The organism is Sphingomonas sp. ATCC 31555 (assembly GCF_000282895.1).
Taxonomy (GTDB): Bacteria; Pseudomonadota; Alphaproteobacteria; order Sphingomonadales; family Sphingomonadaceae; genus Sphingomonas.
In genome coordinates, this window is sequence record NZ_ALBQ01000013.1 from 36,711 (window position 1) to 57,698 (window position 20,988).

A 20,988-nucleotide genomic window follows, 5' to 3' on the forward strand; every position below is an offset into this window, starting at 1 on the left:
TTTAGTGCGACGCTGCAGGCGCGGCGGACTCCCCTGCATTCTGGCGGCATCGTGCATCGAAACCGCGCGCGAGTTCGGCGAGGCTGACCGCCTGCAGCCGGGCGATGATTCGCGCTTCCGCATCGCGCAGAACCGCCTCGATCGCCTCGTTGACGACCTGCTCCACCGCGCAGCCGGCGTGGGGATGTTCGTTGCCGATCGCGAACAGGCGCGGGCCGCCCACGGCGCGGTGCACGTCCAGCAGCGATAGCGCTTCCAGATCGGCGGCGAGCACCCAGCCGCCGCCATGGCCCTTTTCCGATCGAACATAGCCCGCATCCCGCAAGCCGGCCATGGTGCGCCGGACGACCACGGGATTGGTGCCCAGCATTCGCGCGATCGCCTCGGACGTCATCGGTCCATCATGCCGCGCCATGTGGAGCAGCACGTGAAGCATCCGCGAGAGGCGACTATCCGTCCGCACGCCGCGGTTGTTCACGCATCGCCGACGATTGGCAAGCGTGCGACGTCACGATACATAAGAAGTTACGTGATTCGCAGGAGATGGTATGGCGGTGTTCGAAAATCCTCAGCATTGGGACGATGCGGCGCAGCCTTATGCGCAGACGGCCCATCCCTTTACCGCTCGCTATGCCGAAGACGCGCTGTCGCTCGTCCCGCTGACGCACGCCAGCAGCGTGCTCGATGTCGCCGCAGGCACCGGCGCCTTGGCGCTGCAGGCGGCCGGGACTGGCGCACGGGTGATGGCTACCGATTTCTCGCCCGGCATGATTGCGAGGCTCGCGGCTGCGGCGCCCGCCAATGTCGAGGCGCGCGTAATGGATGGCCAGGCGCTGGCGCTGGACGACGCTTCGTTCGATGCGGTCTTCTCGATCTTCGGCGTCATGATGTTTCCCGACTGGCGCAAGGGCTTGGCAGAAATGGCGCGAGTTACCCGCCCCGGCGGAACCGGCGTCGTCGCAACCTGGCAAGCGCGGGGCGCCGCGACCTTTCTGCTGCTGGGCCAAATTCGCAGGAAGCTGTTTCCGGGGCGCGGGGAGATGACCATGCCTGCCGGCGTCCAGGCGTTGAGCACGCCGCAAGACCTTGCCCGCGAGATGACCCATGCCGGATATCGGCAACCGCAGATACGGCTCGTCACCCATGATTTTCTGCTGGAGACCGCCGCGCTGGCCGAGCCGGACCGGCTGTTCGGCATGTCGCCGGACTGGACCAGCCTCGCCGAGGGTGAACAGGCAGCCGTCGTTGCCGAGGCGCGCGCGCTGGCGGCGGGGCGCGCCTTCTTGCCGATCCCGTCGACCGCGCTGATCGCAGTCGCCCAGCGCTGATGCGAGGAGACGGTGCGACCCGGCCGCCGGCCTCAGCGCGCCGCCTTGCCCCAGAGCTGGTCGTAGCGCCAGCCGGTCAGGTCCTCCACCACGGCCTTGGCTTGCGGCGAGGGCGGGGCGGTCTCGCCGCGCTTGAACCGGTCGATCTCCGCCATCAGCACATCGTGGTTGGCGGCGTTCAGCCGGAAGCGGGTGGATACCAGCATGCCGGCCAGCAATACGCCGACGGTGCCGATGCCGAGCACCAGCGCGATCGTCTGGATCGCCGCGTCGCTTTGCACCGCCGCGCCCTTGGCGAAGCCGCCGGCGCTCATGATCGCGCCGACGCCCGCGACCGCCGCCGCCTGGGTCAGCTTGCGCACGAAGGTCATCACCCCGGCGAACGCGCCTTCGCGCCTGCGGCCGGTCACGATCTCGTCGACATCGGCCATGTAGTTGTAGGTCGCCCAGGGGATATAGTTGAGCGCGCCGCGCCCCAGCCCGGCGAGGACGATCGGCAGCCACAGCCAGGCATTGCCCACGCGCACGCCGGTGCCCCACTGCACCAGCAGCACCAGCACGCCCGCCGCGAAGCTCAGCGCGGCGAGCTGATAGGCGCGGGCAGGGGAGCTGCGCAGCGCCAGGTTGATCGCCAGCATCACCGCGACGAACTGGACGATGTACATCGTGCCGAGCAGCGTCGATGCCGCGCCGATCGTGCCGGCCAGCGCGAACACGACGAAGAAGGTGAAGGCGGCGTTGAACACATCCTGGCTGATATAGCCGCCCAGATACATGCCCAGGTGCAGCCGGAAGGCGCGGATGCGGAAGGTGGAGAAGAGGTTGGCGTACAGCCCCCGAATTGCCGCGCCGACCGTCGGGCGGGGCGTGCCTTCGGGGCGCAGCGCCGCCACTTCCGCCGCCGGCCGTTCCCAGCTGAAACGATAGAGCAGCCCGGCGGTGACCATGAACAGGATCGAGAACAGGATGCCCATGTAGAGGAAGGTCTGCGGGCTGTCTTCGCCCAGCGCCTTGATCAGCATGCCCGGCAGGAAGCCGGCGAGGATCGCGCTGGCCTGGGCGAACAGGATGCGCACCCCGGCGAACTTGGCCTTGGTGCGATAGTCGCGCGCCATTTCCGCCGCGAGCGTCTCATACGGGATGATCTCCATCGCATAGACCAGCTCGAACAGCACATAGGTGACGAGATAATACCAGAAGCTCTGACCCGAGACCCACATGATCGCGAAGGAGGGGAGAAGCGGGATCGCCGCGAGGATGAAGAAGCGCCGCCGTCCGAATCGCCGGCCCAGCGGCGTTTCGCCCATATTGTCGGAGATGTGCCCGATCACCGGCGAGGCGACCGCATCGAGCACGCGGGCGACGGTGAAGATCAGCGCCGCCTGCCAGGCTTCCAGTCCGCAGAACTGGGTGTAGAAGATCAGCACCCAGCCGGAGATCACCGCCATCGATCCGGCGCCGAGCACGTCGTTGCCGCCATAGGCGAGATAGTTGAACCACCGGACGGGGCGGGGGGCGCTGGCCATGCTCTCTCCTGGACTCCGGCCTGACCCACCGGGCTGCCGGCTGCTTTACTCCATATTCTGAACTGCTATCATACTATGTGAAACAACATCAAGCGGCTTGGGAGAGCGGGCATGGCATGGTTCGGGCGCATCGCGCGAGGGATGGCGGCGTTTCTGGCGCTGCTGGCCCCGACACTGCCCGCGGCGGCGGCCGATCCCGCGGCGCAGTGGATCGACAAGACCACCGGGCACCGCGTGGTGCGCGTCAGCCGCGAGGCGGGCACCGTCAGCCTCTATTTTACCCAGAACGGCTTCCTTCCCCAGGGCGACAGGATGGCGGTAACCACGCCGCAGGGCATCGCATTGGTGGATCTGAAGACCTGGGAGGTCCGCCCGCTGGTCACTCGACCGGGCGCGGTGCTGCTGTTCACCGGCCGCAAGAGCCGCACCGTCTATTTCGCGTCGCGCGGGCGCGACGATGCCGGCGGCCCGTTCGACGTGTTCGCCGCCGATGCGGATAGCGGCGCGGTGCGGCGGGTGGCGACGGTGCCCGGCGGCTGGGTCGCCTCGATCAACGCCGACGAGACGCTGCTGCTCGGCCAGGTCGCGCGGCCCAGCGTGCCGCTCCGCCCCGACGGCACGCTCGCCCGTGCGGAGGGCGAAGTGAACACCCCCGGCATGAACGACTATCGCGCCACCGGGCCGGACGGGAAGCCGCTGCCCTATGCCGAGGCGAAGGAACTGCACCTAAATCGGCGGCTGGACGCCAAGGTGCCGATGGAGATCTTCACCATCGATCTGCGCACCGGCGCGCGGCGGGTGGTGACGGCCTCCACCGACTGGCTCAACCATGTCCAGTTCTCGCCCACCGATCCGCAGCAGATCCTGTATTGCCACGAAGGACCTTGGCACCGGGTGGACCGGCTCTGGGCGATCCGCGCGGACGGCACGGACAAGCGCCGGCTGCACACCCGCACGATGAACATGGAAATCGCCGGGCACGAATTCTTCTCGGCCGACGGCAAATGGGTCTGGTACGACCTGCAGACCCCGCGCGGCGAAGTATTCTGGCTCGCCGGCGTCGAACTCGCCACCGGCAAGCGGCGCTGGTACCCGGTCGAGCGCAACCTCTGGTCGGTGCACTATAACCAGTCGCCCGACGGCAACCGCTTTTCCGGCGACGGCGGCGATGCGGAAATGGTCGCCCATGCCCCCGACGGCAAATATCTGTACCTGTTCACCCCGCGCGCGCTGCCCGACGTGGCGGGGATCCATGCCGACAACGCCGCCACGCTGATCGCGCCCGGCACGCTGACGGCCGAGAAGCTGGTCGACATGCGCGGCCAGGACTATCGGCTGGAGCCGAACATGATCTTCACGCCGGACGGCAAGTGGATCCTGTTCCGCGGCAATTTCGAAGGCGCGCCGCATCTCTATGCGGTGGAAGTGGCGAAGGCGGCCGGCTGAGTCAGCCTAGCGCGCCTGTACCGCGTGACGCGCGTCGGCGAGGCTCACCGGCGCGCCTGGGCGCTCGCAGGCGGTTGCCGCAAGCGGCAGCAGCAATAGCGGGGCGAGCCACCGGCCCGATCGTACCAAGTGCGGCATCTGCGCCAACCTCCCTTCTTGCACCAGCGCACGACGATAGGCTGGCTCGGCTGAACGGCGGCTGGCGGCGACGTTCAGCCGCCAGCCAGCTTTGCCGTTTCCGCTTCTGCGAGTAACTTGCATTATTAGAAGCGGCTTGATAGCGACCCCGTAACCACCCGGCCGCCGACACAGATGCGGTCATCCAAAAAAGGGTCTCGTCCATGTCTCGCCGCGTCCGCGCGTCTCTTGCCGGTCTTCCGTTCCTTGCGCTTGCCCCCACGCTGCCGCAGCCGGCCCATGCACAGGCGCAGCCGGAGGAAGATGCGCCGTCGGACATCGTCGTCACCGCCGCGCGCACCGTGCTGCCCCCCAATGCGCTGCCGCTGACGATCGACGTGATCGACAAGACCGCGCTCGATCAGCAGATCGCGATCTCCGGCTCGGTCACCGATGCGGTATCGAACCTCACGCCCTCCTTCTCGCCGACCCGGCAGAAGCTGTCCGGGGCGGGGGAGACGCTGCGCGGCCGCTCGCCGCTGTATGCGATCAACGGCATCCCGCAATCGACGCCGCTGCGCGACGGCAGCCGCGACGGCTTTACCATCGACGGATTCTTCGTCGATCGGGTGGAGCTGATCTACGGATCGAACGCGCTGCAGGGCATCGGCGGCACCGGCGGCATCGTCAACCAGGTGACGCTCGGCGCGCCGAAGAAGGAAGGGCTGGGCGGCCGCGCCCTGCTCCAGGGCAGCGCCGACAGCGATTTCCGCGGCGACGGGCTGGGCGGCAAGGCGGCCGGCCTGCTGGAATACAAGGCCGGCGCGTTCGACGTGGCGGCGGGTGCCGCGTTCGAGAAGCGCGGCGTCTATTACGACGGCGATGGCCGCCGCGTCGGCCTGAACCTCACCCAGGGCGAGACCCAGGATTCGAACACGCTCTCGCTGTTCGCGCGGATCGGCTATCAGGCAAGCGCCACCGGCCGCTTCGATCTGATCGCCAGCCGCTTCAAGATGCAGAGCGACGGCGATTATGTCGCGGTGGCGGGCAACCGCCGCACCGGCCTGCCGACCAGCGCCACGCGGGGCACGCCGCCGGGCACCGCGGCGGCCAGCCGCACCGAAAGCGTCGCGCTTTCCTATACCGATACCGGGCTGTGGGGCGGCAATCTGGTCAGCCAGATCTTCTGGAACCGCACCCATGATACCTTCGGCGCCGAAGTCACGCCGATCGCCACCTTCCAGGATGCGGCGATCGCGCCGATCGGCACGCTGGTCGACCAGTCGGAAAACCGTTCGCGCAAGATCGGCGGCAAGATCAGCTATGAGCGCGCGATACCGGGCTTCGAGGCGCTGACCACCACGCTCGGCTTCGACGTGCTGACCGACCGCACCGAGCAGCGACTGATCCTCACCAACCGCACCTGGGTGCCACCCACCGACTTCCGCAGCCTCGCCCCCTTTGCCCAGGCCAATCTCGCGCTGTTCGAAAAGCGCGTGCGGCTGGCCGGCGGCGTGCGCTACGAGAATGTCCGCATTCGCATCGACGATTATCGCACGCTCGCCTCGACGACCACGCCGGCGGGCGGCGTGACGGTGAAGGGCGGATCGCCGACCTTCGAATCCGTGCTGTTCAACGGCGGCCTGGTGGTGGAGCCGGTGCCCGGCATCCGCGGCTATCTCAGCTATGCCGAAGGCTATACCGTGCCCGATATCGGCCGCATCACCCGCGCGGTGAACCGGCCCGGCGTCTCCATCGACACGTTTCTCGATATCGCACCGGTCATCTCCAACAACCGCGAAGTCGGGGTGGAAGTGAAGCGCGGCCCGCTCGACGGTTCGGTCGCCTATTTCTGGTCGTCGAGCGACAAGGGCCAGCTGCTGATCGCCAATCCGGGCGGCATTTTCGACGTGCAGCGGCTGCGCGTCGAAATTCAGGGGCTCGAAGCCAATCTCGGCGTGCGCTTGCCGATCCCCGGCACGCGGGTGAGCATCGGCTATGCCCATCTCGTCGGCAAGTACGACAGCGATGCGGTGCCTGACGGCAAGGTCGATACCGATCTGGACGGCACCAACATCTCGCCCGATCGTCTGAACCTGGCGGCGGACTATGTCCGGGGGCCGTTCAGCGCGCGGGTGCAGGGGCGGTTCTTCCTGGCCCGCGGCTTCTACGGCAAGGTGCGCGATCCGCGGAACGACTTTGGCGGCTACACGCTGGTCGATGCAACGATGCGCTACCAGACCCGGTTCGGCGGCCTGACGCTCAGCGCGTCGAACCTGCTCGACAAGCAGTATATCGACTATAACTCGGACACCCGGCTGCCCGCCGACAATCTCAGCTTCTTCGCCGGACGGGGACGCAGCTTCACGCTGGGCTGGGATTATCGCTTCTGATGCGACTGCTCGACCTCCTGCATCGCTGGGTCGGCGGCATCCTCGGGCTGGTATTGGCGGTGCTGGGCCTAAGCGGGGCGATCCTGGTCCATCGCGATGCATGGGTGTGGCTGCCCCACGCCGGCGATGCACGGATTGCCGATCCGGCGCGGTTGGCGGCGGCGACCGAGCGGGCGCTGGCCGCGGCGCCGGCGACGCGCTCGATCGTCTATCCCAGCGACAGCTTCGGCCTGCTGCAGCTGCGCGGCGCGCATGGGGCAGGGGCCTATGCCGACCAGACCGGCCATCTGGTGGCGCGATGGGACAGCCAATGGGCGCGGCCGGAACTGTGGCTGTTCGATCTGCACCATCACCTGTTCAGCGGCGATGCGGGCGAAACCGTGATCGGCATTGCGGGGCTGGCGGGCATCCTGTTCGTCGTCACCGGCACCATCCTGTGGTGGCGCACGCGGCGAACCTTTCAATTCCGGCTATGGCCGCGCCGAATGAGCCGCCCGATGATCGTGTGGCAGCACCGTGATCTGGGGATTGTGGTGGCGCCGCTGCTGCTGCTCGCCGCCGTCACTGGCACGATGATGGTGTTCCGGCCCTTTGCCGCGCTGATCATCGCGCCGTTCGGCGCGCCCACGGCCGCGCTCGCGGCCAGCAGCCCGCCCAAGGTGGAAAGCGGCCCGCTCGCTGCCCGTCCGGACTGGCGGCGGATTCTGGCCGGCGCCCAGGCGCGCTTCCCCGATGCGCAGCCCCGTATCCTCGCGCTGCCGGCCAGGCCGGGAGAGCCGATCCGGCTGCGGATGAAGCGCGCGGCCGAATGGCTGCCCAACGGCCGCACCCAGCTGGCGTTCGATGCCGCCGACGGCCGCCTGCTCGCCGCCGTCGATGCGTTGACGCTGCCGCGGGCCGCGCAGGTGTTCAACGGCGCCTATCCGCTACACGCGGCCAAGGTGGGCGGGCTCGCCTATCGCCTGGTGATGACGGCGGTGGGGCTCGCGCTGGCGATGCTCGGCAGCCTGGCGGTGTGGAGCTTCTGGTTCCGGCGGCCGAAGCGCAGAGTTTTTGCGCGAAACTAACCTAAATTGTTGAAACATGGGCGTCTTTACGCCTCTGTCGCGCTTGCTCCGAACCGGAGCGGCCCGGCTGGGATCGTGCATGGCTTCTACTGTTTTCGACGATCATCTCGCGGACCGCCGCTTTGCCCTTCTGGTGCAATCGGTGACGGATTACGCCATCTACATGCTGGATCCGGATGGCCGGATCGTCACCTGGAATCCGGGCGCCGAACGGTTCAAGGGCTATAGCGCCGACGAGATCGTCGGGGAGCATTTCGGCCGGTTCTTCACGCCGGAGGATCGCGCCGCGGGCCTGCCGGGCCGCGCGCTCGAAATCGCGCTGCGCGAAGGGCGGTTCGAAGCCGAAGGCTGGCGGGTGCGCAAGGATGGCTCGCGCTTCTGGGCCCATGCCGTGCTCGATCCGATCCGCGACGAGCAGGGCCGGCTGGTCGGCTTCGCCAAGATCACCCGCGACGTGACCGATCGGATGCGCGCGCAGGAGGAATTGCGCGCCACCCAGGCGGCGCTGCTCCAGTCGCAGAAGCTGCAGGCGCTGGGCGAACTGGCCGGCGGCATCGCGCACGACTTCAACAATCTGATGACGGTGATGCGCGGATCGGCCGATTTCCTGCTGCGCCAGCCCGATTTGCCGCCGGACAAGCGCAACCGCTATCTGCACGTGATGCTGGAAACCTCGGATCGGGCGAGCCGGCTTACCGCGCAACTGCTTGCCTTCGCGCGACGCCAGCCGCTCGAACCCGAAGTGCTCGATCTCAGCGTGCGGCTCGACGCGCTGGGCGAGATGCTGCAGCGAACGCTGGGCGACCAGTATCGGCTCGAACTGGATCTGGCGCACGCGCTGTGGCGCGTGGAAATCGATCCGACCGGGCTGGAGACGGCGTTGCTCAACGCGGTGCTCAACGCACGCGACGCGATGCCGAATGGCGGCACGCTGTGCCTGTCGACGCGCAACCTGCCGCTGTCGGGCGAGGACAGGGTGGAACTGGCGGTGCGCGATACCGGCGAGGGCATCGCTCCCGACAAGCTGGAACGGGTGTTCGAACCTTTCTTCACCACCAAGCCGACGGGCAAGGGCACGGGCCTGGGCCTGTCGCAGATCCATGGCTTCGCCGAACAATCGGGCGGATCGGTGCGCATCGAATCCGAGCTGGGGCGGGGCACCGTGGTACGCATCCTCTTGCCGCGCACGAGAAAGCCGATGGCGGCGCGCCCCGCCGGCGCGCTGGCGGAGCCGCTGCCGGCCGGCCTCAAGGTGCTGCTGGTCGAGGATGGCGAGCATGTCCGCTATTTCGCCCGCCAGCTGCTCGACGATCTGGGCTGCATGGTCGTCGAGGCGGCGAATGGCGAGGAGGCGCTGGCGGCGCTCGCCGGGTTCGATCCCGATCTGGTGTTTTCGGATATCGTGATGCCGGAAATGGGCGGGCTGGAGCTGGCCGCACGGCTGCGCGAGCGCCATCCCGATCTGCCGGTGCTGCTCGCCAGCGGCTATAGCAGCAAGCAGTTCCTGCCCGGCGACGAGCGCCGCGCACCGATGCTGCGCAAGCCCTATACGATCGAAACGCTCGCCGCCGGCATCAATGCGCTGCTGCGCGGCGAGCGGGTACGATAGCGACGGCCGGCGCGATCAGATCGCGCCGGTGCCGCCATTGGCGCCGAAGATGCTGCCGTCGGTGTAGCTCAGCTCGTTCGAGGCGAGCGCGACATAGAGCGGCGCCAGCTCGGCCGGCTGACCCGCGCGGCCCAGCGGCGTATCCTGGCCGAACAGCCCCAGCGTGCCGGGCAGCTGCCCGCCGGCGACCTGCAGCGGCGTCCAGATCGGCCCGGGCGCGACGGCGTTGACGCGGATGCCCTTCTTGGCGAGCTGCTTCGCCAGGCCCTTGGTGAAGATCGCGATGCCGCCCTTGGTGGTGGCATAGTCGAGCAGCTCCTTGCCCGGATCCACCGAATTGACCGACGCGGTGTTGATGATCGCCGATCCCGGCTTCATCAGCGGCACGGCCGTCTTGGTGATCCAGAACATCGCATAGAGGTTCGTCTTCAGCGTGCGATCGAACTGTTCGAAGCTGATATCGGCGATCGATTCCTTCGACTGCTGATAGGCGGCGTTGTTGACCAGGATGTCGAGCCCGCCCAGCTGGCGGTTCGCCCGCCCGACGAGATCGACGCAGAAGCCCTGGTCGGTCAGATCGCCGGGGATCAGCGCGATTTTGCGGCCTTCGGCGCGCAGCAGCTTCGCCACGTCCTGGGCATCGGGTTCCTCGCTGGGGAAATAGTTGATCGCCACATCGGCGCCTTCGCGGGCAAAGGCGATCACCGCCGCCCGGCCGATCCCGGAATCGCCGCCGGTGACAAGCGCCTTGCGCCCGGCGAGCCGGCCCGATCCGCGATAGCTGCGCTCCCCGCAATCGGGCACCGGCGTCATTTCGCGCTGGAGCGCCGGCCATTTCTGTCGCTGCTCGGGAAAGGGCTTGTCGGTATATTTGGTCTGCGGATCGGGGGCAGGGGCGGTGGTGCCTCCCTGCGCAAGGGCAGGGGCTGCGACGCTGGCCGCACCGGCGGCGGCAGCGCCCTTGAGGAGATCGCGGCGGTTCGGCTGGTCGATCATGGAAACATGCTCCGAAGTTGCCCGGCTCCAGCGCATGTCCCGAGTGAAAGTTCATTGTTGCTAGGTAGTTGGCAGGCTTTCTGTGATACCCGCCGTTCTCCGGTTCGGGTTCGCCCCCCTAAGCCTCGTTGACGGAAAGCGCATTGGCCCCGGCGGCGACCTCTACGCGCCCGGTCTCGATGGTGCGCGCGCTGATCGGCCATCTGGCGGCAAGCAGACGATCCCTGGCGATCCGCGCGACGCTCACGCTGTCCGACTGATTGCCGCCCAGGATGTGATACGCCGTCGCGTCCTCGCCCGCATAGAATCCGACATGGCCGTACACGCCATCCCGGCTGCCGCGCCAAAAGACCATGACGGCGCCAAGCCGGGGCTGCGAGGCGATGCCGAACCGCGCCCAGTTGCGGGCTCCCAGCGGGTTGATCGGGAGCGGTTCTCCGATCAGCGTCGATCCGATGCAATGCGCCACGAACAGCCCGCACCACGGGATGTCGTCGCCGCGATATGGTATCCCGCGTGCCGTGGCCCATTGGAGGATCTTCGCGTTGCTGGCGGGTCCGGGCACTTCGGCAGTGCCGAACTGGCGCCGGGCTTCCTCGAACCAGACAAGCGCGGGCGACAGACGCTGCTGCTCCTGGCCATCATTCGGGAAAAGCGCCGCGGCGGTTTTCGGACCCAGCACGCCATCGGCCTCCAGACCCTGTGACTGCTGGAAGGCCCGCAACGCCGCGATGCTCTTCCGGCCCCAGACACCGTCCACTTCGCCCGGGCTGAAGCCCCGTTCCGCCAATGCTTGTTGAATGGCTTTGATGCTCTTCTTCACGGCAGCGATCCTTCATGATGAAATGCAACAGGTAGAAGCAAAGCACAGACAGGATGGAGGCAAATACCGGTGCCCGATCGCGCTGGGGTGCACGATCGATAGCCACCGGCCATCGGTCGTGCGCGCGGGCGAAAAGCCACGCCGCCGGATCGATCAACGCACGACAACCAACGCTACAGACGGAAATGCTGGGCACTGAGTCGCATATGCGATGCGACGTCTATGCTAGAGTGTACCAGATCTTGCAGAATGCAAGTCCGTTATGCGGGCGTCACATTGGGAAGGGGCGAAAGCAATGGACGGCCTAGCTGACGGCCAGCTGCTCTCCATCCAGCCGCACGACGCGCGGGCGACCGGGTTCCAGCCGCACCCGCGCCGTTGCCTTGCCGCAGCGGAGCTGATGGATGCCGGGCGTGCCGGCGGCAAGCGTCGCCTCCGCCAGCCGCCCATCCGCCCAGCGGAGGTCCACCGTCACGTCGCCGCGCGCCCGTGCGCCCCGCACCGATCCCGCCGGCCAGGCGGCGGGGAGCGCGGGCAGCAGGTGGATCGTGCGGCGATAGCTTTGCAGCAGCATCTGGGTGATGCCGGCGGTGCCGCCGAAATTGCCGTCGATCTGGAACGGCGGATGCGCATCGAACATGTTCGGATAGGTGCGGCTGGGATCGAGCAGCATCTTCACCACCCGATGCGCCCGCTCGCCATCCTCCAGCCGCGCCCACAGGTTGATCCGCCAGCCGATGCCCCAGCCGGTGGCATCGTCGCCGCGGATTTCCAGCGACCGGCGGGCGGCCCCGGCCAGCGCCGGCGTGTCGTGCACGGTGATCTGCTCGCCGGGATAGAGCGCATAGAGATGGCTGACATGGCGGTGCTGCATCTCCGGCGCCTGCATGTCCCAATCCTCGCGCCATTCCTGCAACTGGCCGGCCTTGCCGATCTTGTCGCCCGGCAGCCGCGCGCGGGCGGCGAGCAGCGCCTGTCGGCGCGCGCCGTCGCGGCCGAGCAATGCGGCCGCCTCTGCCGTGCGGGCGAACAGATCGCGCAGCAACTGGCTGTCCATCGCGGCGCCGGCGGCCAGCGAGGCACCGGGATGATGCGCATTCTCCGGCGAGTTGGACGGGTTCATCACCAGCTCGCCGGTCTGCGGATGCGGCGCCAGCGCGTCGAGGTAGAAATCGCACGCGCCGCGCATCAGCGGATAGAGCGCGGCGAGGAAGTCGCGATCGCGGCTATAGTCCCAATGGTCCCACAGCGAGGCGAGCAGCCATGCGCCCGACATCGGCCACATGCCCCATAGCGATCCGTCGACCATCGCGGTGGCGCGGAAGATATCGGTGTTGTGATAGGCCATCCAGCCGCGCGCGCCCCAATCGTTGCGCGCGGTGCGCTGCCCGGTGATGCTGAGTTCCTGCACCATCCGCAGCAGCGGCTCGGTGAGCTCGCCCAGCCCGGTCATGTCGGCGGGCCAGTAGTTCATCTGCGCGTTGATGTTCAGCGTCCATTTGGAATCCCAGGACGGCCGCGTCCGTTCGTTCCAAATGCCCTGCAGATTGGCCGGCTGGGTACCGGGCCGCGAGGATGCGATCAGCAGATAGCGGCCATATTGGTGATAGAGCGCGGCCAGCGCCGGATCGTCGAGTTCCGCGGAACGGCGAATGCGCTCGTCGGTCGGCAGGTCGGCGGCGGCGGTGCGCCCCAGATCGATCGACATCCGACGGAACAGCCGCCGATGATCGGCCTGGTGATCGGCGAGCAGTCGCGGCCAGCCCTTGGCGGCGGCGGCATCGATCTGCCCGCGCACGATCGGGGACGGATCACCGGAGATATCGTCGAAGCGGCGGAAGCTGGTGGCCGTTGCGATCAGCAGCAGCACCTCGCTCGCCTGATCGATTGCGATGTCGCTCTTGCCGGCGGTGACGGTGCCGCCGGTGGCGATCACCCGCACCCGTGTTTCGAAGCGGATCCCGCCGGGTACGCCGCGCGCCGCCGGGCCGATGCCGCGCAGCACCAGCGTGTCATGGCCTTCGACGACGCTCTCGCTCTGTTGCGGACTTGCCAGCGCGATGGTGGCGGCGAGGGCACCGCCGCGACTGCCCCTGGCGGTCAGCCGGACCGCGATCACCTGATCGACCGCGGAGGCGATCGCCTCGCGGCGATGCGCGATCGATCCGGTGCGAAACTCGGTCGTGGCGACGGCGCCGTCGAGATCGAGGCTCCGCCGGTAGCCGCGAATACCCTCCGTGCCGGGAAACACCAGCAGCAGGTCGCCGATCGGCTGATACGGCATCTGGCCCGAAGGGCGGCCCAGCACCGCCGCGTCGGCCAGCGCTTGCGCTTCCTTCCACTTTTCCTCGAACACCAGCTGGCGGATGCGGGGCATCGCTGCGCCGGCTGCCGGATTGGTGGGATCATAGGGCGATCCGGCGAAGAAGCTGTCTTCGTTCAGCTGGATCCGCTCCATGCCGGTTCCGCCGAACAGCATCGCCCCCAGCCGGCCATTGCCGATCGGCAGCGCCTCCACCCATTCCTGCGCCGGCTGCCGGTACCACAGCAGCAGCGGATCGCCGGGCTGGTCCCGCGCCGGATCGGCCGCGTGCGCGGTTCCGCCGGCCAGCGAGAGTGCCGCCATTCCAGCCAGCGTTTCACGCCGCGTCGGCCCCTGAGCCATCAAACCTCTCCTGTCGTTGACGGCCCTGGATGCAAAACCGTCAGATATAGGTGCGCAGCAGTTCGCCGAGCGCGCAGATCGCCAGGCTCTGGCCATATGGCATCGAGGTGAGGCGAATGTCCTTATAGAACTGCAAGGTATCGCCCATTGCCGTGCCGAAGCTCACCTGCTGCAGTTCGCCGGTCTCGTCGATATTGTCGAGCACGCCGCGCACGGCCTTCAGGCCCACCGCTTCGTAGGACCGCGGCAGATAGCCCTTCCGCACCGCCTTCAGGATGCCATAGGCGAAGCCCGCCGTGGCCGAGGCCTCGAGATAGCTGGTCGGGTCCATCACCAGTGTGTGCCACAGGCCGCTTTCGTCCTGCGTCTGGCTAAGCGTCTTCACCTGCGCCGCCAGCGTGTCGATCAAGAAGGTGCGGAAGGCGTCGCCCTCAGGCAGATCGAGGATCTCGATGATCTCAGGGATAGCGATCGTCACCCAGCAATTGCCCCGCGCCCACAGGGCTTCGGCGAAATTGTGCCGGCCGTTGAAATCCCAGCCGTGGAACCAGAGGCCGGTCTTTGTGTCGAACAGATATTTGATGTGGACGAGGAACTGGCGCTTGGCCTCTTCCACATAATGCGGGCGACCCAGCAGCAGGCCGATCTTGGCGAGCGGCAGCACGCTCATCATAAGCGTGTCGTCCCACATCTCGCCCGGATTCTCGTCGTTATAGACGATGTGCTGGAAGCCGCCTTCTTCGGTCTTGGGCAGTCCGTCCGGTGCCATCAGCCATTCGGCCCAGGTATCGAGATAGGGCAGGTAGCTGGGATCGGGTTCGTGCTCATACAGCCAGGCGAGCGTGATGAACGGCGCCATGGTGTTGATGTTCTTGGTCGGCGTGCCCTCGGCGAAGCGATCGGCGAACCAGCCCTTGATGATGGCAAGTGCTTTCTGGTCGTTCGTCTGCTCGAAATAGCGCCACATGCCAAACAGGCCGACGCCGTGGGTCCATTCCCAGCCGGCCCAGCCCTTGGTGTCGATGATGCGACCGTCTTCCAGATGGAGCAGGAACTCGCCGGTCTCGTCCTTGATGTGGACGAGATTGTCCATCAGCAGATCGATCTTCTGCGTGACGAGGCTGCGGGGAATGTCGTGCGAGGCGGCCAAGGTTCGTGTCTCCGTGCGAAAAAGTGGTCAGAGGCCGTGGCGCCGCGCGAACCGCGCGAACAGGCCGGGCCAGGGATGCGGGGTGCCGTCGGGTTCGACGAGGGGCAGGTTGTGGCCGCCCTTCTCGAAGATCATCAGTTCGGATGGAATCTTCGCCGCCTGCAGCGCGGCGAACATCGTCAGGCTGTTGCCCGGCGCCACCGCCGGATCGTCCGCGGCATGGGCGACGAGGGTGGGAGGCATGTCGGCCGGCAGGTCCGTCTCGGCGGAGAAGCGGCGGAGCTGTTCGGCATCGGGGCTAGCGCCGAGCAGTTCGCGGCGGGACCCTGTATGGGTGTAAGGTCCCTGCAACGTGATCACCGGGAAGAACAAGCCGAGCGCCACCGGCCGCACGGGCAGGCCGTCCGCCGCATCCACGGGTGCGTAACTGGTCAGACTCGCGCGACTGCCGAGCCGCGCGGTCAGGTGCCCGCCGGCGGAAAAGCCGATTGCGCCCACCCGCGCCGGATCGATCCGCCAGCGTGCGGCATCGGCACGGATCAATCGCATCGCCCGCTGCGCATCCTGCAGCGCAGCATCGGGGCCGGCCGCCCAACCATCGTGCGGCAGGCGGTAGAGCAGCTCGAACACGGTGGTGCCGCGGGCGGCGAAGTGGCGGGCGATGCTCGAACCGTTCCGCCCCAGGGCAACGCGCGTGTAGCCGCCGCCGGGGATCATCAGCAGCGCCGATCCGTCCGGCCGTTCGGCGGGAACGACATTCAGCATCGGCGTCGCGACGTGCGGCCAGGCGATGTCGTCCGCATCGCCATTGGGCGAGCGCTTGACCCATTCGTCCTTCGTCGTGACGCCGTCCCCGCCTGGCGGACGACCCGGCCACAGCGGCAGCCGCTCGATCGGTGCCGCGCGTGCCGGAAGCGCGGCGGCGGCCGTCGCCGCGGCCGAGGCTGCGAGCAGGGTGCGGCGGGAGATCATTGCAGCTCCTCCGGCCGCTGGGGTGCGGCGACCATGGCGACCGGCAGGCCACCGCGAAGATTGCCAAGCGTCACCAGCTTCACGTCTTCCAGCGCATTGCCGGGCGCGCCGTCCGACGTGACGGCAAGGGCGATGCTGTTGGCCCCATGATGGTTCAATATGCCCTCCGGCACCGGGAAGACGCGCTGCGGGCCGACATGGGCGATGAACTGGCCCATGTTCCAGCCGTTGACGAAGATCAGCACGCGGTAGCGGCCGGTCGCGGAACGGGGCTTGCTGGTGTCGCCGAACGCGACGCCGATCGTCGCATCCTGCCCCTGTGGCACGTCGAGCGTGAAGCGGCTGCGATACCAGGTGGTGCCGGCGGTAGCGGATCCGCCTGCCTTCCATGCGCGATCGTCGAACAGGGGCAGGTGCCAGCCCATCCGCTCGCCATATTGGCCGCCATTATTGGCGACGCCGCGCACCGGATCGGGCAGGTCTTCGCCGCCCTTGCGGCCCTGGATCTTCCAGGCGACCGGCACGGCGAAGCTCGGGCCCCCGGCCGGCTCGACCGAGGCGAAGACGATGCCGCGCGCTTCCTTGTGGAAGTCGTCGGCGTCGAGATCCCAATTGTGGCCGTTGTTGCGGACCATCACCGAAAGCACATGGCTGCCGGGCGCGCGCGCGGCGTCCGGCAGCGCGAATTCGGCGACGCCGGTGGTGATCGGGCGGGGCAGGCCGCCGGGCAGTTCGTGCTCGCCGATCAGCCTGCCGTCGAGGAACAGCTGCAGCATTCCCGATCCGCCGGCGCCGTAATGGATGCGGATGCGCTCGGCTGCAGCGTTGCCCGCGAACCGGCCGCGATACCAGACATCGCCTTCGTGGAAGCCATAGGCGTCCATCAGCATATTGGGCGTGCCATCGGGCCGGGCGGTGATGCTGGCATAGGCGCGGTTGTCGATCGCCTGCCAGCCGCTGTCATCGAAGTCCGGCGCCGCTTCGGGCGTGCCAGACGCGGTGACCCAGGCGAGCGCCGGCAGCGTGATCGGCGCGGGGCCGGGCAGCGGCCGCGCCGCGACGAGACTGCCGGAGGCGGTACGGGTCGCCGCGACGGCGGCGCCGTTCCAGCGCAGGCTGCGCGTTGCGGCCGGGGCCCAGACTTCGAGCGGCGTGGGGCCGTCGGTATCGCCGGACAGCGCCACCACCGACCCCTGCGGCGTCGCGCGGCGCACCAGCGCGGGGCCGCGCACCAGCAGATCGCCCATCCGCCAGAAGCGGGCGCCCTCCGCCTCGTCGCCGATCAGCACCACGCAGTCGGGCCGTCCGCCGCCGCTGATCCGCAGCCTGGTGAGGCCGCGATGGGCATAGGCGAGCTTGAGGTCGCCGCGCGCCGCATCGAAGCTGGACGTCGCCGCGCCTTCCAGCACCTCCACCTTCGGCGCGGAGGCATAGCGCAGCATCGTCTCGCCGGCTTCGCCCGTGCGGCCATAGAGCAGCATCAGGTCGCGGCCGTCCTGGCGCAGCGCGGCCTGCAATTCGGAACTGGAATAGACGAGCCGCTGCCCGCCCAGCGTCACGCCGGCGACAAGCCATTTCGCGTCGAAGCCGTTCAGCGCCATGTTCCAGCTATATCTTCCGTCCGGAAGATCGGCGGTGATGGTGAAGCGGTCCTCGGTCTGGCCGTTGGAGGGCTTGTGGGTGACGAGCAGGAAGCGCGCGTCGCTTTCCGGGCGCTTGTTGTGATAGACCTGGATGCGCTCCGACGAGACCTGCACCGGCCCCGCCGGCACCATGCCGGCGAGATCGGGCACGCTCTGGATCAGCCCGGCGAGCTGCTTCAGCTCTTCCGCCTTGGGGCGCAGCGCCCGCGTTTCGGCGATCGCCGACCCGTAATCATAGCTGGTGAACACCACCGGCGCGGGCAGCCAGCCCCAGCTGGTGCCGCCGAACCCCATGTAGAAGCTCTGGATGGAAATGCCGTTGGCGAGGTTGGTGCCGTAGAAGACGCGCTGGAAGCGCTTGCCGCGCTGGATCGCGTTGCACTCATATCCGCCGTTCGAGCCCCAGTAATCGAACCAGCCGCCGCCGAATTCGGCCAGGAAGCCTGGCGTGTTGGGCGAGGCGGAGGCGCCGCCCCTGGCACCGCCGGGGCCATAAAACCCCCAATCCGGCGCGGCCGATCCGCGGGTCGGCTTGCCCGCCACGGTGCAGGTGCCGCCGGGATAGCCATCAAAGGCATAGAGATCGACCGGGCCTTCAACCGTCTTCTCGACATCGGCGCCCTTGGGCACCCAATAGCCGTTGCGGCCCTGGTCGTTGTGGAACAGCGGCACGGTGATGCCGTCCGCACGCGCCTTGGCGTAGAGATGATCCATGTAGCGGCGCTGCGACGGTGTGGTCAGCGCCAGCTCGTTCTCGATCTGGTGCAGGATCACCGAGCCCTTATGGCCCTTGCCGTCGCCGTTGATCTGGTGCCGCGCGATGATCGCATGAACCTGGGTGAGCCATTCGTCGGCCGCGGCCATATAATCGGGATCGTCGGTACGCGCGCGCGATCGCTGGTTCACCAGCCAGCCGGGAAAGCCGCCACGGGTCAGCTCCGCATTCACATAGGGGCCGGCGCGAGTGATGACGTAGAGCCCTTCCTCCTCCGCCATGGTCAGCAGCCGATCGATGTCGCGGATGCCGGAGAAGTCGTACACGCCCCGTTTCGGGCTGTGGAACCCCCAGTCGAAGTAGAAGGCGACGGTGTTGAAGCCGCTCGCCTTCATCTTCTGCAGCACGTCGCGCCACAGATCGGGCGAGGGCAGGCGGAAGGCGTGCATCTCGCTCGACCAGATGACGGTGCGCTTGCCATCGATCATCAGCGATCGCGCGTCGAACGAGACGCGGCCGAACGTCTGGACCGGGGCGGACAGGTTGGCGGTCGGCCGGGCTTCCTGGGCGGCGGCAGGCAGCGCGGCGAGCAGGGTGGTGGCGAGGAGCGCGGTGCGGATCATGGCAGGTAGAACACCGGGCGCAGCGGCCATTCCAGCGGCTTGTTGTCGTCGGCCACTTCCATCAGCGGCGCCATATGATCCCACCATTTGCGCATCACCGGATGCGCGGGCAGCTGGTCGTTGGTGGCATCGTCGGTCAGCTTCAGCACCGCGAACAGCGCGCCGGTCGCTTCGTCGAGGAAGATCGAATAGTCGCGGATGCCGGAGTCGTGCAGCAGCGCGGCAAGTTCGGGCCAAATCGCGTCGTGGCGCGCCTTATAGTCCTCCGCCATGCCCGGCTTGAGCTGCATTCGGAACGCATGTACCCGCATTTCCCCTCCGCGCCACTATGTGGAACTATTATGCAGGATATGGTAGCGCTGTGGCGCGGTCTCGTCAAACAGGATCCGCGTGTCGCCGGCATCCTCCACCAAAATCGGCGGGCGGGAATCCTCGTCGGCACGGCGGAGCGAAAGGCGCCTGGCGGAAAGTCCGCGGACATGCCGGGCCCATAATCCCCAGGCCGGGGTTGGGCCGAACATGCTCGGCTCCGGATAGGCATCGGCGAGTTCCGGCGGCGCCGATGGTGCCGGTCCCTCGAAGCAACCCGCAAAGCGCAGGTCGATGTCGGAAAGCCGCACCGCTTCGATCGGGTGGCCGGGCAGCCCGGCGAGCAGGGCGGCAAAGCGCGGGTCTATGCCGGTCGCGGTGAGGCCGTGCACATCGACGCCGCGAATAGCTCCGACCCCTGTTCCCTCCGGGCCTCGCAGCCGCGCACCCAGGCGGAGGAACAGCGGCGCGGTGGTCACGTCCTCCATCACGATATTCTCGGCGCGCACATCCTCGATGACCCCGCCGTCGACGCTTTCGATCGCCAGGCCCCGGCTGCGCAGGAAGCGGCAATTGCGAATGCGGATGCGGCGGAAATCGCCGTTGCTTTCGGTGCCCAGCTTGATGCGGCCGGTCACGCGGTCGCGATCGGGCGCGAACTGCTGGTTGCGGCCATGGCTGCCATCGAGCAACGTGCCGGGATCATAGCCGGAGACGGTGCAATCCTCGATCGTCACGTCCTCGCAGGCGGTGGGGCCCAGGGCGAGGCTCGTCTTGAGCACGATGGCGTCGTCGTTGGGCGTATTGACCCGGCACCCGGCGATAACGGCGCGGCGCACGCCGTCCAGGTCGATGCCGTCGCGGTTGCTGTCGATCACAAGGCCGGTGCAGCGCAGATCCTCCACCTCGCTGGCGAGGATCGCGAAATGCCCCGCGCGGAACAGTGTGACGTCCTCGATCGCGACGCGGCGGCAGCGGGCCAGCGCGATCGCCTTGTTGCCCTGGCCCCGCATTGCCGCCGTATCGCGCTCCAGCCTTGCGATGTCGGCGGGGGACATTGCCGCCATCGATAGCGGCCGCTCGCCGCGCTGCGCGCTCCACGGCGTCCCCGGCCCGTTGCGGGTGAGCCCTGCGCCGTCGATGCGGCCTTTGCCGAGGATGGCGATGTCTTCCGCATGCTCGGCCCAGATCAGGCTGTTGTGCCAGTGGCTATGGCCGAAATCCTGGTAGAGCTGTGCGCCACGATCCTCCGGCATGTCATAGCCACCGTCCGGCCCCGGGGTGGCGGCGAGCAGCGTGGCGCCCGCCTCGATCGCGAGCGTGACGCGGGAGGGCAGGCGCAGCGAGAAGCTGCGATAGATGCCCGGTGGCAGCAGCACGATGCCGCCGCCCGCGGCATGGGCGGCGTGCAGCGCGGCGGCGATGGCGGGACCGTCGAGTGCGACACCGTCGCCATGCGCGCCGTACTCGCGGACATCGAGGACAAGGCCGGTGCGCATCAACGCCTTCCCGGAACGGGGAGGGGAACCATGGGCACCACGGCGCAGGGGGGCTTCCACGCCCGCGTCCCTTGTGGAGATTCCCCTCCACCACGTCTTCGGCGCGG

16 protein-coding genes are annotated in these 20,988 nt (G+C 67.9%); 5 read left to right on the forward strand and 11 right to left on the reverse strand.

What is annotated here, in order from left to right; translation table 11 throughout:
* Nucleotide 1: 1 nt before the first annotated feature.
* Nucleotides 2–463, reverse strand: a complete 462-nt coding sequence (locus B215_RS0106610; protein WP_026009028.1) for an Rrf2 family transcriptional regulator — start codon at nt 461–463, stop codon at nt 2–4.
* A gap of 85 nt (nt 464–548) precedes the next feature.
* On the opposite strand from B215_RS0106610, the gene B215_RS0106615 reads away from it, so the two are divergent.
* Nucleotides 549–1,328 carry a class I SAM-dependent methyltransferase gene (locus tag B215_RS0106615; protein WP_019368853.1) on the forward strand — a complete coding sequence of 260 codons (780 nt, stop codon included), beginning with the start codon at nt 549–551 and terminating at the stop codon, nt 1,326–1,328.
* A 32-nt stretch (nt 1,329–1,360) separates the two neighbouring features.
* On the opposite strand, the gene B215_RS0106620 is transcribed toward B215_RS0106615, so the two are convergent.
* Nucleotides 1,361–2,854, reverse strand: a complete 1,494-nt coding sequence (locus B215_RS0106620; protein WP_019368854.1) for an MFS transporter — start codon at nt 2,852–2,854, stop codon at nt 1,361–1,363.
* Nucleotides 2,855–2,965: 111 nt separating this feature from the next.
* On the opposite strand from B215_RS0106620, the gene B215_RS0106625 reads away from it, so the two are divergent.
* The gene (locus B215_RS0106625; protein ID WP_019368855.1) at nt 2,966–4,300 is read left to right on the forward strand and encodes an oligogalacturonate lyase family protein; all 1,335 of its coding nucleotides are present in this window, start codon (nt 2,966–2,968) and stop codon (nt 4,298–4,300) included.
* A 6-nt stretch (nt 4,301–4,306) separates the two neighbouring features.
* Here the strand turns inward: B215_RS0106625 and B215_RS21970 are convergent, their stop codons facing one another.
* Complete coding sequence (locus B215_RS21970; protein ID WP_269083832.1) at nt 4,307–4,438, reverse strand: hypothetical protein; 132 nt, start codon at nt 4,436–4,438, stop codon at nt 4,307–4,309.
* 203 nt (nt 4,439–4,641) lie between these two features.
* Here B215_RS21970 and B215_RS0106630 point away from each other — a divergent pair, with 203 nt between their 5' ends.
* The 3 genes from B215_RS0106630 (at nt 4,642) to B215_RS19650 (ending at nt 9,486) form a co-directional block, all read left to right on the forward strand.
* Nucleotides 4,642–6,810 (forward strand): TonB-dependent receptor, encoded by a 2,169-nt coding sequence (locus tag B215_RS0106630; RefSeq protein ID WP_019368856.1) that lies wholly within the window; start codon nt 4,642–4,644, stop codon nt 6,808–6,810.
* Entirely contained in the window at nt 6,810–7,877 is a 1,068-nt protein-coding gene (locus B215_RS0106635; RefSeq protein ID WP_019368857.1) for a PepSY-associated TM helix domain-containing protein, read from the forward strand. Before B215_RS0106630 ends, B215_RS0106635 begins: the two co-directional genes overlap by 1 nt.
* Nucleotides 7,878–7,956: 79 nt before the next feature.
* Nucleotides 7,957–9,486 carry an ATP-binding protein gene (locus tag B215_RS19650; RefSeq protein ID WP_019368858.1) on the forward strand — a complete coding sequence of 510 codons (1,530 nt, stop codon included), beginning with the start codon at nt 7,957–7,959 and terminating at the stop codon, nt 9,484–9,486.
* A gap of 15 nt (nt 9,487–9,501) precedes the next feature.
* Here the strand turns inward: B215_RS19650 and B215_RS0106645 are convergent, their stop codons facing one another.
* The 8 genes from B215_RS0106645 to B215_RS0106680 all read right to left on the reverse strand — a co-directional run bounded on the left by B215_RS0106645 (nt 9,502) and on the right by B215_RS0106680 (nt 20,881).
* A complete protein-coding gene (locus tag B215_RS0106645) occupies nt 9,502–10,482 on the reverse strand; it encodes an SDR family oxidoreductase (RefSeq protein ID WP_019368859.1) in 981 nt (326 codons plus the stop codon).
* 118 nt (nt 10,483–10,600) lie between these two features.
* Nucleotides 10,601–11,305: an NlpC/P60 family protein gene (locus tag B215_RS0106650; RefSeq protein WP_152997742.1), complete on the reverse strand. Its 705-nt coding sequence runs from the start codon at nt 11,303–11,305 to the stop codon at nt 10,601–10,603.
* Nucleotides 11,306–11,609: 304 nt separating this feature from the next.
* On the reverse strand, nt 11,610–13,970 hold the full coding sequence (locus tag B215_RS0106655) for a glycoside hydrolase family 95 protein (protein ID WP_019368861.1): 2,361 nt from the start codon (nt 13,968–13,970) through the stop codon (nt 11,610–11,612).
* Between the two features lie 40 nt (nt 13,971–14,010).
* Nucleotides 14,011–15,063 (reverse strand): beta-galactosidase BglB, encoded by a 1,053-nt coding sequence (gene bglB / locus B215_RS0106660; protein WP_050990147.1) that lies wholly within the window; start codon nt 15,061–15,063, stop codon nt 14,011–14,013.
* 84 nt (nt 15,064–15,147) lie between these two features.
* Nucleotides 15,148–16,092 carry an alpha/beta hydrolase gene (locus tag B215_RS0106665; RefSeq protein ID WP_019368863.1) on the reverse strand — a complete coding sequence of 315 codons (945 nt, stop codon included), beginning with the start codon at nt 16,090–16,092 and terminating at the stop codon, nt 15,148–15,150.
* Nucleotides 16,089–19,073 (reverse strand): glycoside hydrolase family 35 protein, encoded by a 2,985-nt coding sequence (locus B215_RS0106670; protein WP_019368864.1) that lies wholly within the window; start codon nt 19,071–19,073, stop codon nt 16,089–16,091. The genes B215_RS0106665 and B215_RS0106670 overlap by 4 nt, the downstream gene beginning before the upstream one ends.
* Nucleotides 19,070–19,384, reverse strand: coding sequence for an L-rhamnose mutarotase (gene rhaM / locus B215_RS0106675; protein WP_026009032.1), 315 nt, complete (start codon nt 19,382–19,384; stop codon nt 19,070–19,072). Before rhaM ends, B215_RS0106670 begins: the two co-directional genes overlap by 4 nt.
* A 15-nt stretch (nt 19,385–19,399) precedes the next feature.
* The gene (locus B215_RS0106680; protein WP_019368866.1) at nt 19,400–20,881 is read right to left on the reverse strand and encodes a rhamnogalacturonidase; all 1,482 of its coding nucleotides are present in this window, start codon (nt 20,879–20,881) and stop codon (nt 19,400–19,402) included.
* Nucleotides 20,882–20,988 lie beyond the last annotated feature (107 nt).